The following is a 14358-nucleotide window of genomic DNA, read 5'->3' on the forward strand; positions in this document are numbered from 1 at the left end:
TTTGCTTTGTGCGCCGGAAATACCAGGTGGCGGCACCGACTGACCGTGCCTACAATTGTTAAAACGATTTTTACAATGGTGCCGCTTTGACACGTCCCTTTAATTACCAACAAGATTTTGCCAATATTAATTTCCGTGACCATGCAGAGCTGTATCAGGTGGGGCGGGGAGAGCAGGGTGTGCTCATGGTGGAACCTTACAAAAGCGAGATCCTTCCGCACTGGCGATACAAAGATGCTGAAGTTGCAGCGCGATCGGCAAAAGAAATTTACGCCCTGTTTGAAGAATATCGTCAGCAAAACGACTTTGTGGGTATGGATATGGCGCGTAAATTCATTCAGATGGGCTATACGCGCGCCAGGCGATACGCCAATCATAAAGGCGGTAAAAAGTACGATGAGAAGCGCCAGGTCAAACCGCTGGATTGCGATCCCGTAAAAGCCGAAGCCGCCGCGGTCTTCAAAAAGTGGTGGGATAAAATTCGTGCAGATGAAGATTATTTGCAGCGAAAAAAGGCGCATCAGCAGAAGTGGGGATAATTGCTACGTCCGCTAATAATTCGAGACCTGATCGAGTTCACAAAACGTAATGAAACATATTGGAAACATTTTATTTACCTAACGATTCGTTTTAAATCCGGTTTTACTGTTTGTGGGCAATGGCCCGCAATGTGAGACAGGGGATTTTAAAATGACAGAAACCGTAGCCAGTGCAGATACGGATAACACCAATTTGGCAGGTAAGGATACCCGTCGTCGGGTTTGGGCAATCGTTGGGGCCTCCTCGGGGAACCTCGTAGAGTGGTTTGACTTTTACGTCTATTCATTCTGTTCACTCTACTTTGCGCATATCTTTTTCCCGTCCGGGAATACCACCACTCAGCTTCTGCAAACCGCAGGCGTTTTTGCCGCCGGGTTCCTGATGCGCCCGATCGGTGGATGGCTGTTCGGCAGGATCGCAGACAGAAAAGGGCGCAAGACCTCCATGCTCATCTCCGTATGCATGATGTGCGTCGGCTCGCTGGTGATTGCCTGCCTGCCCGGATATGACACTATCGGAACATGGGCACCAGCGTTGCTGCTGCTGGCACGTCTGTTCCAGGGGCTGTCGGTCGGTGGGGAATACGGCACCAGTGCGACATACATGAGCGAAGTGGCGGTTGAAGGCCGAAAAGGTTTCTATGCATCATTCCAGTATGTGACCCTCATTGGCGGACAGCTGCTGGCATTACTGGTTGTGGTGATCCTGCAACAAATCCTTAGCGATGAAGATCTGCACGCCTGGGGCTGGCGCATCCCGTTTGCTATGGGCGCTGCCCTGGCGGTTGTCGCCCTGTGGCTACGCCGTCAGCTTGATGAAACCTCTCAACAGGAGGTCAGGGCGCTGAAAGAGGCGGGCTCGATGAAGGGGCTCTGGCGAAACCGCAAAGCATTTTTGATGGTGTTAGGTTTTACCGCCGCGGGCTCGCTAAGTTTCTATACCTTTACCACCTATATGCAAAAATATCTGGTTAACACCACGGGCATGCATGCAAACGTTGCGAGCGTCGTCATGACGGTGGCGTTACTCGTCTTTATGCTTATCCAGCCGATTGTCGGCGCGCTGTCGGACAAAATAGGTCGCCGCACCTCCATGCTGATCTTTGGCGGCATGCTCACCCTGGGTACCGTTCCGCTTTTGACTGCGCTACAGCAGACAACGTCGCCGTATGCCGCTTTCGCGCTGATCATGGTGGCACTCATTATTATCAGTTTTTACACGGCAATCAGCGGCATTTTGAAAGCGGAAATGTTTCCCGCACAGGTGAGGGCGCTGGGTGTTGGCCTCTCTTATGCGGTCGCGAATGCCCTGTTTGGCGGTTCGGCAGAGTATGTCGCGCTATCGCTTAAGTCGTGGGGCAGTGAAACGACCTTCTTCTGGTATGTCACCGTAATGGGAGCGCTGGCGTTTATTGTCTCGCTGATGCTGCATCGCAAAGGAAAAGGTATCCGCCTTTAATAATGTGCCATCTGCCAGACGGCGTAGCCGGTTGTTGCGCCGGCTACGTCCCAGGCGAAATCTTTCCAGCTCCAGCCGCTCCCTGCGGGGCGGCTATCCCATAGTTCTTTTGATGCCCCAAGGCCCACTGAGAACATCAACCCTATCGCCGCGCTACGGTCCCGGCTGTATCCCTGATGCTGCGCGTACTCATTACCGGCTGCAGACAGCATAGCGGAAGCGAGGAAGTGTTGTGCTTTGTCCTGACCGGACCAGCTATCATTGGCCATATGACTGCAGCCAGTCAGAAAGAAAGCGCTCAGTAACAGAGGAATACGCATCAACGGGCTCCATAAAAAAGCCCTGCGGGTAACAGGGCCTGGACATTACAGAATTCGGCTGATAAGTCGGTCAATACGGATACGACGCAAGCGGCGAATCAGCTTGCGAACTTTCACCGGATAATCGGCAATGCTCTGCAGCTCGCGGTAATGATTAACCACCGTGGTGTGCGTGCGAATCAACTCCAGTTCACGCTCACGCTGTGCGGCTAACTCATGCTGCGGGTCATGGATCAGGATCGCGTTTTCCAGATCCAGTCTCCACGCGCGCGGGTTCAGGTTGTTACCGGTCAGCAGCATCCACTCATCGTCGACCCACATACCTTTCAGATGGTAACTGTTGTCTTCATCTTTCCACAGACGCACAACCAACTGGTCAGTGTTTACGTAATACTGTAAACGGCTCAGGAAGCGGCGCAGGTTAATTTCATAAAGATAAGGCAGCGCACCGATGATTTTGAACGGCTGATCTTCAGGTATGAAGAAGTCGTTCGCCGTTTTATCCCCAACGATAATTTCCACTTTTTTACCATCGCGCAGCAGCTGAATGATATTACGCACCAGCACGGCAGGAAGGTTAAAGTACGGCGTACAGATGGTGAGCTTTTGCTCCGCGCACGGCATCAGATGGAAAATCGTTTTATTCAGCAGGCTTGATTTGCCAAGCCCAACCAGCGGGGTAACGGATAACTCTTCGTTGTTAGCGTCGCCCTGAAAATGGTAAACAGCATCGCGCAGCTCCTGGCGGAAGGCGCGAACATCGTTTTTGATTTCCGGGCTCTTAGGGCGCTCGGGATCGTCAAGGCGATTAACGCCACGGCCATGTACCAGGTTTTTATCAACCCAGTTAAACATGATATCGGCCATCTGAGGATTACGGATCAGATGGTAGCGGTCATAGCGATATTTATCGAGCTGATGAAGGTAGACATCATTGAGGCTTGCGCCGCTGTAAAGCACGCTGTCATCGATGATGAACCCTTTAAAATGAAGGACACCGAGCGCTTCGCGGGTATTCACCGGGACGCCATAAACAGGTACATCGACGCCAGGATTTTCCTGCGCCGTGCGGCAATACCAGTCTGCATTGGTGTTTGAAGCGGCCGCGCCAATACGGCCACGCTGGGCGCGATGCCAGTCAACCAGCACGCGAACATCCAGTTCCGGACGCAGACGCTTGGCTTCATAGAGCGCGTTCAGGATCGCGCGCCCGCCTTCATCTTGTTCAAGATACAGGGCCACAATGCAAATGCGTCGCGTGGCACTGGCAATCTTTTCCAGAAGCGTCTCCCGAAAATGAGCGGGAGCGTAAAAGAACTCTACATCATCAACTGACTGAGAAATCTTCGGTAGTTGAGCAAGGTGTTGTTGATGTTTATTACGCTTAAATTTTGACAACATCACAGTGCGTTTCTTCTCTGTTCATTGAAGGGTTGTCTGTACCATGCAAACAACATAAGCGGACAATGATACCACCAGTCCCGTCCAAAGTGGGTAACATTTCCAGTAGCTTACTCGGGTTTGTCTGCCGGTGTCAGGCCGAGGGATAAGGCGACAATACCTTCGTCCAGCTGAATATCAACGTCAAATCCGAGTTTTCGCGCCAGGGTCACCATACCGCGATTGTTCGGCATAGTAATGCCATTCAGGCGTAACAATCCGTGATCTCGCGTATAACTGATGAGTTTTTCCAGCAGTCGTCTGCCCAGACCCAGGCCTTTAAGATCGGAGCGCACCAGCACAGCAAATTCCGCGTCAATGTTATCCGGGTCAGAAATTGCGCGCGTCACGCCGAGGATCTCATCGCCCCGATCGGAACGTCGAACGGCCACAAACGCCATCTCTCGATCGTAGTCGATTTGGGTCATATTGGCTAAATCATCGTGGGTAAATTCGTTGATTTCGCTAAAGTAGCGATAATAGAGATCTTCTTTCGTAACCTGAGAAATAAAGGTACGCAGCTGCGGTTCATCTTCCGGCAGAATAGGGCGGAACAGGGCGCGTTCCCCATTCTTCATCTCGACCCACTCCTCCAGCTGCAGAGGATACGGACGGATCGCCAGGCGACTCTCTCTGTCCCCTTCAAATGGCGCGATATCCAGCGTTACGTCCAGCGCCGTAAACTCAGTGCCGGAGGCGAGCAGCGGATGGATATCCAGCCGCTGGATCTCCGCACAATCTACAACCAGGTTAGACACCTGCACCAGGAACTGACTCAACCCGGCAATATCGAGCGGACGCAGGGCGCTGCGGCCCCGGATCTTTTTGCTTTTAATCGCCTGAATGATCAGATAGCGCGCCAGATTCATGTTCAGCGGCGGTAGCGCCACCGCGGCCTGTTCCTCTGGACGCCACTCAACGCCGCCTTCCCCCAGCATAATGAGCGGGCCGAAGACAGGATCGTGTTCAACCACCACCCGCAGTTCCTGGGCGCCCGCGCGGTTAGCCATGCTTTGCACCAGCAGTCCGTGGATCCGAGCCTGCGGCCAGGCCATTTTGACGCGATCGAAAATGGCATCAGCTGCCTGCTGCACCTCCGTTGCCGTACGCAGGTACAACATGACCCCCTGAACGTCCGACTTATGCGGGATATCGGGGGAACGAAGCTTCAGGGCGACCGGGTAGCCAATCTGTTCGGCTATATGTACGGCCTCAGCGCTGTCGCTGGCGATCCAGGTTGGCAGAGTTTGCATCCCGTAGCTGCCCAGTATGGGCTGCACTTCATGCGTATCAAGCGAGGTCGCGCCTTCTTCAATGGCCTGCTGTAACAGCCGATGAACGTCGACGGTGTTCGCCGTCAGGTTTCCGGGCAAAGCCGGTGTCTCACGCAGCTGTTTCTGGTTGCGGCGATATTCCACCATATGCATAAATGCCGTGATGGTGCCTTCCGGCGTGCGGTAGGTTGGCAGTCCGGCTTCACTGAACAAGCGTCGCGCCTCCTGAGAGGAAAACTCACCGCACCAGTTGGTCAGCAGGGTGACATATTTGCCGCGCGGATGATTTCGTACCGCCTCAATCAGCGCCCGCGCGCTTTCACTGCCCGGCGCGGCCGCGCTGGGGGAGTGGATAATCATTAGCGCATCGAAATCCTGGCTGTCCAGCAATATGGAGATTGCTCTGATATAGCGATCGCTGCTGGCATCATCGCGCAAATCAAGCGGATTGCCAGGCGTCACGCTTGCCGGAAGCGCCTCTCTGAGGCGTTGCAGCGTCTCTTCACCCAGCGTGGCCAGCTTGCCGTTACGCAGCCAAAGCTCATCCAGCGCCAGCGCGGCAGGGGCCGCGCCATTGCTGACAATCATTAACTTCTCGCCGCGCAGCGGACGCATGTGGCTCAACGTCTCAACGGCGGAAAAAAGCTCGTGTGTATCCTGCACCCGCAGCAACCCCGCGCGCTGAATGGCAGCATCCCATGCCGGATCCATACCGGAATGAGACTGCAGCAGACGCTGCGCCGCAGGGCTGCGACCGCTTTTGATAACGAGGATCGGTTTATTGCGCGATGCGCTACGCGAAGCGGAAACAAAACGACGGGCGTCGCTCAGGTGCTCAAGATAAAGGAGGATTGCGCTGGTTTTGCTGTCACGCGCCAGGAAATCCAGCAGTTCGTCAACATCAATATCCAGGCTGTCGCCCAGAGCAATGAAGTAGGAGAATCCCATTTCACGCTGCTGCGCCCAGTCAAGGATGGTGTTTGAGACCGCAGCCGACTGCGAGATAAACGCCAGCTTGCCTTTACGGATCGGCACCGGGGAGAAGCTGGCGTTCAGCCCCTGCCAGGGCGCGAGCAGACCCAGGCTGTTCGGCCCGAGAATGCGCATCTGATAGCGGCTGGCGCAGGCCAGCAGTTCGGGCTGCTGTTCAGGCGGAGACGAGAGAATAATGCAGGTTTTACACCCTTTCTTGCCGAGTGACTCCAGCAGTTCCGGATTGCGTTTGGCGTTTGTACACAGAACGGCGAGATCCGGTACGAAAGGCAGGCTCTCCACGTCCGGCCAGGCAAGCACGCCCTGAACGGCCTTATAAGACGGCGTGACGGGCATAACGGGACCGTTAAATCCTCCGGCCAGAAGGTTGCGCATCATCAGATAGCCTGCACGATCCGGTTTCATTGATGCGCCGATGACGGCAATGGATTTAGGACGGAGTAGCGCTTCTAACCCTCTCTGGCTCATGCAGGCCTCCTGTGAATGCAAGCGACCTGATGATTTTAAACGCTTTCTGTCTCCGTTGCTGTGATGCTGCCCTTATGAACGGTTTTTCCCGCCAGATAGCGCTCCCGGAAGCATGAGAAATGGTTGCCCAGGGCACCAGCTGCAGCGGTATCTCCTGCTAAATCCAGTAGCGCAATAGCTACTTCGGCAGTGCAGTATTGCCCGTCAGCATGCGCTTCGCGCAGGCGGTAGGCCGAGACGCGGGAAAGATCGACAGAAATAACCGGCAGAGCGTCGAGGTAAGGGCTTTTGCGAAACATTTTCCGCGCTTCGGTCCAGGTACCGTCCAGCATAATAAACAGCGGTGGTTTCCCTGATGGCGGCGCGGTGAGGACCTGACGCTGTTCTCCCGCATAAGATGCCGGGAAAACCACCATCGGCTGGTAGTCCGGGCTTGCCACCAGGTCGAGCAGAGCCTGAGGTGGCTCAGTGCGCGACCACTGAAACGCGGCGGTATCCGGCAGAATATCGGCAATAAGACGCCCCGTATTACTGGGCTTCATCGGCTCGGTATCGAACATGACCAGACAAAAGCGGCTCTCCGCAGTACTTGGGGCCAGCGTCTCGCACAGACACACCTTTAGCGGCAGCAGGCAGCGCTGACAGCGACGTATGCGATTGCCACGAGCAAGAAAGGGGCGAGTCGCGCGCGCAAGGCGTTCGGCGCGTAATTTAAGGACAGCGTTATCAGTCATGGGCGAAATGGAGGAAAAACCCTATTTTCGCAGAGGCGGGAACGGGGCACAAGGTGTGCCCCGGGAATGTTACAGCGATTCGTTTAACCAGCTATCAAAAGGTGCTTTTGGAACCGCACCGTTGAGCATATCGATCACTTCACCATTTTTGAAAATCATGATGGTCGGGATACTGCGAATACGAAAACGTGCGCTTAGCTCGCGTTCGGCCTCGGTATTAACCTTAACGAACCGCATTTTTCCGCTGCGCTCTTCGGCCACATCTTCGAAGATTGGCGCGAAGCTGCGGCACGGACCGCACCATGGCGCCCAGAAATCGACCACCACCGGGAGATCGTCCTTGAGGAGTTTGTCCAGCGTAGCACCCGTCGCGTTAATGACATCGCCATCAAACAATTCATGGCCACAACGTCCGCATTTCGCACCGTCATCCATCCGATCGTCCGGAATGCGGTTTAAAGCCTGACAGTTGGCACATACGGTATTCATAACTAACCTCTGATAGAGCCGTGGGACAGCGGCAGAACGCCGATAATGTTTCTGATATGTTACATATTATCAGTGAGCCTGTATGAAACGACAATGCGTTTTATTCAATGGGAACAATAGTCACAGGCTTTTGTACGAAATTATGGCTATGCGCTGGCACATCGGGTAATCTGCGCGCTTCGCGCAGCGCTGGTGGAGAAAAGCATGAACGACGAAATGAAAAACAAAAGCGGCAAGGTCAAAGTGATGTATGTCCGCAGTGATGATGACTCTGATAAACGCACCCAAAATCCGCGTACCGGAAAAGGTGGCGGGCGTCCAGCGTCCTCTCGTGCAGACGGTGGCCGTCGCCCCGCCCGCGATGACAGAAATAACCGCGGTGATGACCGCAAACGTGATGACCGCAAGCGTGACGATCGCAAGCGCGATGACCGTCCGCGTGATGACTTCTCACGTGATAACGCCTCTCCGTGGCGCACCGTTTCTCGCGCCCCAGGCGATGAGACGCCGGAAAAAGCCGATCACGGCGGTATCAGCGGTAAAAGCTTTATCGACCCGGAAGTGCTGCGTCGTCAGCGCGCGGAAGAGACCCGCGTATATGGCGAGAACGCCTGCCAGGCGCTGTTCCAGAGCCGTCCTGAGTGTATCGTCCGCGCCTGGTTTATCCAGAGCGTAACCCCGCGCTTCAAAGAAGCGCTGCGCTGGATGGCGGCGAACCGCAAAGCCTACCACGTGGTTGATGATGCTGAACTGACAAAAGCGTCCGGTACCGAGCACCACGGCGGCGTCTGCTTCCTGATTAAAAAACGTAACGGCACGACAGTTCAGCAGTGGGTCAGCCAGGCAGATGCCGATGACTGCGTGCTGGCGCTGGAAGACGTGGGCAACCCGCACAACCTGGGCGCAATGATGCGCAGCTGCGCGCATTTTGGCGTGAAGGGCGTGCTGCTGCAGGATGCCGCGCTGCTGGAATCCGGCGCCGCGATCCGTACTGCGGAAGGCGGAGCCGAGCACGTTCAGCCGATCACCGGCGACAGCGTTCTGGATGCCCTCGAGCAGTTCCGTAAAGCGGGCTATTCCATCGTGACCACATCCAGCCATGCCGGTACGCCGCTGTTTAAAGCGACGCTGCCGCGCAAGATGGTGCTGGTGTTGGGTCAGGAACGCGATGGTCTGTCTGATGCGGCGCTCTCCAGTTCGGATCTGAGCGTCTCCATCGACGGGACGGGCAATGTGGAAAGTCTGAACGTATCCGTTGCGACCGGCGTGCTGCTGGCCGAGTGGTGGCGTCAGAATAAGGCATAAGCCTCTTATGTGCCGGGCCTGACCCGGCACATTCAAACCCTACTCGCTCTCTGCCGGTAACACAGGCATCCAGTCAATTGGCGTTTCGCCACGTTTTTCCAGCCATTCATTTGCCAGAACAAAATGATTACTGCCAAAGAAACCGCGATGGGCAGAAAGCGGTGACGGGTGCGGTGCCTTCAACACGTGATGACGCTGACGATCGATAATTGCCCCTTTCTTCTGCGCGTGAGAACCCCAGAGTAAAAACACGACCCCTTCACGATGCTCGTTGATAAGGCTGATAACTTTATCGGTAAAGGTTTCCCACCCTAGGCTGGCGTGCGAGTGCGCCTGGCCCGCCCGTACGGTGAGCACCGTGTTCAATAACAGCACGCCCTGGCGCGCCCAGCTTTCCAGATAACCGTGGTTGGGGCGGGTAAACCCGGGCACGGTTCCCTCAAGCTCTTTATACATGTTGAGCAGAGAAGGGGGGATCGCCACGCCTGGGCGTACGGAAAATGCCAGCCCGTGCGCCTGCCCAGGGCCGTGATAAGGATCCTGGCCCAGAATGACGACTTTCACATCGCTCAACTCGGTATAGCGAAACGCGTTGAATACATCTTTTTGCGGCGGATAAATCGTTTGCCCGGACTGACGCTCAGCGGCAACGGTACTGAGCGTATTGATAAAATAAGGCTGCTGCTTTTCTTCTGCCAGCACGTCATGCCAGGTTAAAGGTGTCGTCATGTCGCTCTCCTGCGAATCTCAATCTGTCACTAGCTTACCTGTTTAACGCTTGTGAGCAAAATTACGCGCTGAAATGCGTGCTAAGTCGTTAAATTTATTTTGAAATGATGCAGATTAAGTTGAGTTGATGGGGGTATGAAATTGATCTAAAGCAATAAATTCAAACCACACACTTTATGTGGTTGGTGTTTTTGTTGATTTAAATCAATAAATCGCCGTGGTGTGAATGATATATATACTCACAAGAAACAATGGTTTTACCAATTGGCCGCGTAAGGCCAGCATCAGTTAATGTAGCCTAAGGGAGGCAACACATGATTACAGGTATCCAGATTACCAAAGCGGCAAATGACGATCTGCTCAACTCTTTCTGGCTGCTGGACAGCGAGAAAAATGAAGCGCGCTGTGTGGTTGCGAAAGCGGGTTTTGCTGAAGATGAAATCGTACCGGTGAATAAACTGGGCGAAATCGAATACCGTGAAATCCCAATGGAAGTGCAGCCGGAAGTGCGCGTTGAAGGGGGTCAGCACCTGAACGTTAACGTGCTGCGCCGCGAAACGCTGATGGATGCCGTTGAGCACCCGGAAAAATACCCACAGCTGACTATCCGCGTGTCTGGTTATGCGGTTCGCTTTAACTCACTGACTCCAGAACAGCAGCGCGACGTTATCGCCCGTACCTTTACTGAAAGCCTGTAAGGCTTCAGCCACGGGGGGGGAACAAAAAAGCCGGGGATTACCCCGGCTTTTTCTTACTCTTCAGTCTTCGTTTCCTGCGCGGCAGCGCTTGGCTTACGACGCTTACCAATGTTTTTGGTATCGCGGTGGCGCTGCTTCACGCGCGGCTTCTCTTTTTCTTTCTCTTTTCTCTCAGCACGTTTCGCGAGCGCTTTCTTGGACGGTTTACCCGTCATTTTTTCACTCGGCGCACGTGTGGTTGGGCGCAAGCCATCAATAACGCGCGCTTTCAGCGGCTCGTCAACATAGCGGCCAATTTTCTGCAGCAGCAGGTAGTCATGCGCTTCAACCAGTGAAATTGCAATCCCTTTGCGACCCGCGCGACCGGTACGGCCAATGCGGTGCAGGTAGGTATCTCCGCTGCGCGGCATATCGAAGTTAATGACGTGGCTCACGTCAGGGATGTCGATCCCGCGGGCGGCAACGTCTGTTGCGACCAGCACGTTAACGCGGCCATCGGTCAGGCGCTTAATGCCTTCGGTACGCTTGATCTGCGCCATCTCACCTTCAAGATAGCAGTTGTTGATCCCGGCGTTGCGCAGCATTTCAGCCAGCTCGTGCACGCGCTCGCGCTTACGCACAAACACGATAGTGCGGGTGGCGTCTTCCTGCTTCAGCAGGTGCTTGAGCAGCTCAACCTTATGCTCAAGGTTGTCCGCACGGTAATACCACTGGTGGATCTTTTTACGCTCTCGCGTAGATGGCGTCGCAGAGACTTCCACCGGATCTTCCAGCAGACGCTCTGCGAAGTCTTTAATCGCATCCCCTTCAAGGGTGGCAGAGAACAGCATCGTCTGGTTACGCCAGCGCGTTTCACCTGCAATATGCTCGATATCCTGCGCAAAGCCCATGTCCAGCATGCGGTCCGCTTCGTCGAGGATCAGCGTTTCTACCGCGCGGCAGTCGAAGTTTTCTTCTTTAATATACTGCAGCAGGCGGCCCGTCGTCGCGACGACGATGTCCTGGTTTTCGCTGAACACTTCGGCGTGGTTCATATACGCAACGCCGCCGGTGATGGTGGCGATATCCAGATGCGTATTCGCTGCGAGTTCACGCGCGTGATCGGCAACCTGCATGGCCAGCTCGCGCGTAGGCGTCAGGATCAAAATACGCGGCGGGCCAGATTTTTTACGTGGAAAGTCGAGCAGGTGCTGCAACACAGGCAGCAAATAGGCTGCTGTCTTCCCCGTGCCGGTTGGCGCAGAACCGAGCACATCGCGGCCCTCAAGCGCAGGCGGAATGGCCGCTGCCTGAATGGCGGTCGGGCGTGTAAAGCCTTTGCTCTCAAGAGCATTGAGCAGGCTTTCATCGAGTTCAAGTTCGGAAAAAGTCGTTACAGTCATGTTCTACCTCTGTGTGGGGCGCTGATTATAGACGTTACGGCTGTAATCTTCATCTGTTTGTATGGATATCGCTTTGCGGCCACTTCGCTTTCCCCTATGCTACTCCAGTTTCACTTAGAAGGTTGCCCTGACATGTCTCAACTCAAAGCGCAGCTGCGCCGCGATGGTTTTACGTTTAAACAATTCTTTGTCGCTCACGATCGCTGTGCCATGAAAGTCGGTACAGACGGCATTTTACTGGGAGCATGGGCACCTGTCGCAGGTGTTAAGCGTATTCTTGATATCGGTACCGGCAGCGGGCTGGTGGCCTTGATGCTGGCGCAGCGTACTGAAGAGCATGTCACTATTGATGCCGTTGAGCTGGATGCGCAGGCCGCAGGGCAGGCGGGTGAAAACGCGGCCGAGTCACCCTGGGCTGACCGGATAACCGTTAAGTGCGCGGACGTGCTTGCCTGGGCGCCAGAGCAGACGGCGCGTTACGATCTTATCGTCAGCAACCCCCCTTACTACGAGCCCGGCGTGGAGTGCGGTACACCGGAGCGTGAACAGGCGCGCTATACCGGTTCACTCGATCACAAAGCGCTGCTCGTCAACGCGGCTGAACTTATCTCAGAAGAGGGCTTTTTCTGCGTGGTGCTGCCAGAAAGTACGGGCAACACGTTTATCGCTACCGCGCAGGAGATCGGCTGGACGTTACGTTTGCGAACTGACATCTCAGATACGGAAAGCCGATTGCCGCACCGCGTGCTGCTGGCGCTTTCGCCAAAAGAGGGTGAGTGTTTTAATGACCGTATGGTGATCCGTGGGCCAGACCAGCGTTATTCCGAAGATTACACGGCTCTGACCCAGGCGTTTTATTTGTTTATGTAAACCTGCGGGGCAAGTATCGACGGGCCGGACTCAGCAAGCCGATCCGGGTAGTCGAGTGTGTAGTGCAAACCCCGGCTCTCTTTACGCAACATCGCGCAGCGAACAATCAGCTCGGCAACCTGCACCAGATTGCGCAGCTCCAGCAGATTATTGGAGACGCGGAAATGGGCATAATATTCATCAATTTCCTGCTGCAGCATCGTAATGCGGCGCAACGCGCGTTCCAGACGTTTCGTGGTGCGCACAATCCCAACGTAGTCCCACATAAACAGCCGTAGCTCGTGCCAGTTGTGCTGGATCACCACCAGCTCGTCCGGGTTCTCCACGCGGCTTTCATCCCAGGCCGGTAAACGCTCTGTTTCACGGGCGTAAGGCATGCGCTTCGTGATGTCCTCCGCCGCTGACCAGCCGTACACCAGACATTCAAGCAGCGAGTTAGACGCCATACGGTTCGCGCCGTGTAGCCCGGTATAGCTGACCTCACCAATAGCATACAGACCGTCTACATCAGTGCGTCCGTGATCGTCAACCATCACGCCGCCGCAGGTATAGTGGGCGGCTGGCACAATGGGCACCGGATCGCGTGTTAAATCAATGCCAAGATTGAGCAGCTTTTCGTAAATCATCGGGAAATGCTGGCGAATGAATTCTGCCGGCTTATGGCTGATATCGAGATACATGCAGTCCACGCCAAGGCGCTTCATTTCGTGGTCGATGGCGCGGGCAACAATATCACGCGGCGCCAGTTCACCGCGGGCGTCAAAGTCCGGCATAAAGCGGGTACCGTCAGGGCGTTTTAGATAAGCCCCTTCGCCGCGCAGGGCTTCCGTCAGCAGGAAATTTCGCGCCTGAGGGTGGAACAGGGCGGTGGGGTGAAACTGATTAAATTCGAGATTCGCCACGCGGCAGCCGGCGCGCCAGGCCATAGCGATACCGTCCCCGGAAGCGATATCCGGATTAGTGGTGTACTGATACACCTTAGAGGCGCCACCTGTAGCCAACACCACAGCCTTCGCCTGACAGGTTTCCACCTTCTCTTTATTACGGTTCCAGACCCACGCTCCCACCACGCGACGCGTACCGGGCAGGCCTATCTTGTCGGAAATGATCAGATCAACCGCGTTGCTCCGCTCAAGGACCCGGATGTTAGGATGGTTCAGCGCTTTGCTGACCAGCGTGGTTTCCACTTCTTTTCCGGTAGCATCCGCGGCGTGCAGGATGCGGCGGTGGCTATGGCCGCCTTCACGCGTTAAGTGGTAGCTCTCTTCACCGTTGGGCTGAACCTGAGTATCGAATAAAACACCCTGATCGATAAGCCACTGAACACAATGGCGGGCATTGCTGGCGACAAACTCTGCCGCGTGCGCATCCACGATCCCGGCCCCGGCAATCAGCGTATCTTCCACATGTGACGCAATGCTGTCGGTCTCGTCAAATACTGCGGCAATGCCGCCCTGAGCATAAAATGTGGAGCCTTCACTTATCGGGCCTTTGCTCAGAACGATAACGTTCTGATGTTCAGCCAGACGCAGCGCCAGAGAGAGACCGGCAGCGCCGCTGCCGATGATCAGTACATCACAATGAAGTTCAGGTGTTGTGTTCATGATTTTTGTTTAATTTACTAAACAGTGTTGGGGCAGAATAGCACCTGAATGCGA

General features: G+C 55.0%; 13 protein-coding genes. 5 read left to right on the top strand and 8 right to left on the bottom strand.

All coding sequences use genetic code 11. The annotated features are described in order from the left end of the window. Positions 1-86 precede the first annotated feature (86 nt). Both IM313_RS15080 and IM313_RS15085 read left to right on the top strand, forming a co-directional pair. Positions 87-539, top strand: coding sequence for a DUF4385 domain-containing protein (locus IM313_RS15080; protein WP_045260159.1), 453 nt, complete (start codon positions 87-89; stop codon positions 537-539). Between the two features lie 151 nt (positions 540-690). Then, on the top strand, positions 691-1998 hold the full coding sequence (locus IM313_RS15085) for an MFS transporter (RefSeq protein WP_041908648.1): 1308 nt from the start codon (positions 691-693) through the stop codon (positions 1996-1998). On the opposite strand, the gene IM313_RS15090 is transcribed toward IM313_RS15085, so the two are convergent. The 5 genes from IM313_RS15090 to trxC form a co-directional block, all read right to left on the bottom strand. Beyond that, a complete protein-coding gene (locus tag IM313_RS15090; protein ID WP_045260160.1) occupies positions 1995-2318 on the bottom strand; it encodes a YfiM family lipoprotein in 324 nt (107 codons plus the stop codon). The two genes, IM313_RS15085 and IM313_RS15090, sit on opposite strands and share 4 nt — an antisense overlap. A 45-nt stretch (positions 2319-2363) precedes the next feature. Continuing rightward, entirely contained in the window at positions 2364-3719 is a 1356-nt protein-coding gene (pssA, locus tag IM313_RS15095) for a CDP-diacylglycerol--serine O-phosphatidyltransferase (protein ID WP_045260161.1), read from the bottom strand. A gap of 110 nt (positions 3720-3829) precedes the next feature. Next, on the bottom strand, positions 3830-6493 hold the full coding sequence (gene pat, locus IM313_RS15100; RefSeq protein ID WP_048999423.1) for a protein lysine acetyltransferase: 2664 nt from the start codon (positions 6491-6493) through the stop codon (positions 3830-3832). Positions 6494-6528: 35 nt separating this feature from the next. Then, positions 6529-7227 carry a tRNA-uridine aminocarboxypropyltransferase gene (gene tapT, locus IM313_RS15105; RefSeq protein ID WP_045260163.1) on the bottom strand — a complete coding sequence of 233 codons (699 nt, stop codon included), beginning with the start codon at positions 7225-7227 and terminating at the stop codon, positions 6529-6531. A 69-nt stretch (positions 7228-7296) separates the two neighbouring features. Beyond that, a complete protein-coding gene (gene trxC, locus IM313_RS15110) occupies positions 7297-7716 on the bottom strand; it encodes a thioredoxin TrxC (protein ID WP_028014108.1) in 420 nt (139 codons plus the stop codon). A gap of 204 nt (positions 7717-7920) precedes the next feature. Between trxC and IM313_RS15115 the strand changes: the two genes are divergently transcribed. Continuing rightward, a complete protein-coding gene (locus IM313_RS15115) occupies positions 7921-9021 on the top strand; it encodes a tRNA/rRNA methyltransferase (RefSeq protein ID WP_041908658.1) in 1101 nt (366 codons plus the stop codon). A gap of 39 nt (positions 9022-9060) precedes the next feature. On the opposite strand, the gene ung is transcribed toward IM313_RS15115, so the two are convergent. Continuing rightward, complete coding sequence (gene ung / locus IM313_RS15120; protein WP_023333064.1) at positions 9061-9750, bottom strand: uracil-DNA glycosylase; 690 nt, start codon at positions 9748-9750, stop codon at positions 9061-9063. 314 nt (positions 9751-10064) lie between these two features. On the opposite strand from ung, the gene grcA reads away from it, so the two are divergent. Next, a complete protein-coding gene (grcA, locus tag IM313_RS15125; RefSeq protein ID WP_006176733.1) occupies positions 10065-10448 on the top strand; it encodes an autonomous glycyl radical cofactor GrcA in 384 nt (127 codons plus the stop codon). Positions 10449-10501: 53 nt separating this feature from the next. On the opposite strand, the gene srmB is transcribed toward grcA, so the two are convergent. Beyond that, entirely contained in the window at positions 10502-11830 is a 1329-nt protein-coding gene (gene srmB, locus IM313_RS15130; protein WP_041908660.1) for an ATP-dependent RNA helicase SrmB, read from the bottom strand. A 132-nt stretch (positions 11831-11962) separates the two neighbouring features. On the opposite strand from srmB, the gene IM313_RS15135 reads away from it, so the two are divergent. Then, positions 11963-12700: a tRNA1(Val) (adenine(37)-N6)-methyltransferase gene (locus IM313_RS15135; RefSeq protein ID WP_059358610.1), complete on the top strand. Its 738-nt coding sequence runs from the start codon at positions 11963-11965 to the stop codon at positions 12698-12700. Here IM313_RS15135 and nadB read toward each other — a convergent pair. Continuing rightward, positions 12685-14304: an L-aspartate oxidase gene (nadB, locus tag IM313_RS15140; RefSeq protein ID WP_059358607.1), complete on the bottom strand. Its 1620-nt coding sequence runs from the start codon at positions 14302-14304 to the stop codon at positions 12685-12687. The genes IM313_RS15135 and nadB overlap by 16 nt on opposite strands. Positions 14305-14358: the final 54 nt, after the last annotated feature.

This window comes from Enterobacter cloacae complex sp. P2B (genome assembly GCF_014895985.1).
Taxonomy (GTDB): Bacteria; Pseudomonadota; Gammaproteobacteria; order Enterobacterales; family Enterobacteriaceae; genus Enterobacter; species Enterobacter bugandensis.

Coding starts and splice junctions, on each gene's coding strand:
- IM313_RS15085 (WP_041908648.1), top strand. CDS start 691: ATGACAGAAACCGTAGCCAGTGCAGATACGGATAACACCAATTTGGCA.
- IM313_RS15090 (WP_045260160.1), bottom strand. CDS start 2,318: ATGCGTATTCCTCTGTTACTGAGCGCTTTCTTTCTGACTGGCTGCAGT.
- pssA (WP_045260161.1), bottom strand. CDS start 3,719: ATGTTGTCAAAATTTAAGCGTAATAAACATCAACAACACCTTGCTCAA.
- pat (WP_048999423.1), bottom strand. CDS start 6,493: ATGAGCCAGAGAGGGTTAGAAGCGCTACTCCGTCCTAAATCCATTGCC.
- tapT (WP_045260163.1), bottom strand. CDS start 7,227: ATGACTGATAACGCTGTCCTTAAATTACGCGCCGAACGCCTTGCGCGC.
- trxC (WP_028014108.1), bottom strand. CDS start 7,716: ATGAATACCGTATGTGCCAACTGTCAGGCTTTAAACCGCATTCCGGAC.
- IM313_RS15115 (WP_041908658.1), top strand. CDS start 7,921: ATGAACGACGAAATGAAAAACAAAAGCGGCAAGGTCAAAGTGATGTAT.
- ung (WP_023333064.1), bottom strand. CDS start 9,750: ATGACGACACCTTTAACCTGGCATGACGTGCTGGCAGAAGAAAAGCAG.
- grcA (WP_006176733.1), top strand. CDS start 10,065: ATGATTACAGGTATCCAGATTACCAAAGCGGCAAATGACGATCTGCTC.
- srmB (WP_041908660.1), bottom strand. CDS start 11,830: ATGACTGTAACGACTTTTTCCGAACTTGAACTCGATGAAAGCCTGCTC.
- IM313_RS15135 (WP_059358610.1), top strand. CDS start 11,963: ATGTCTCAACTCAAAGCGCAGCTGCGCCGCGATGGTTTTACGTTTAAA.
- nadB (WP_059358607.1), bottom strand. CDS start 14,304: ATGAACACAACACCTGAACTTCATTGTGATGTACTGATCATCGGCAGC.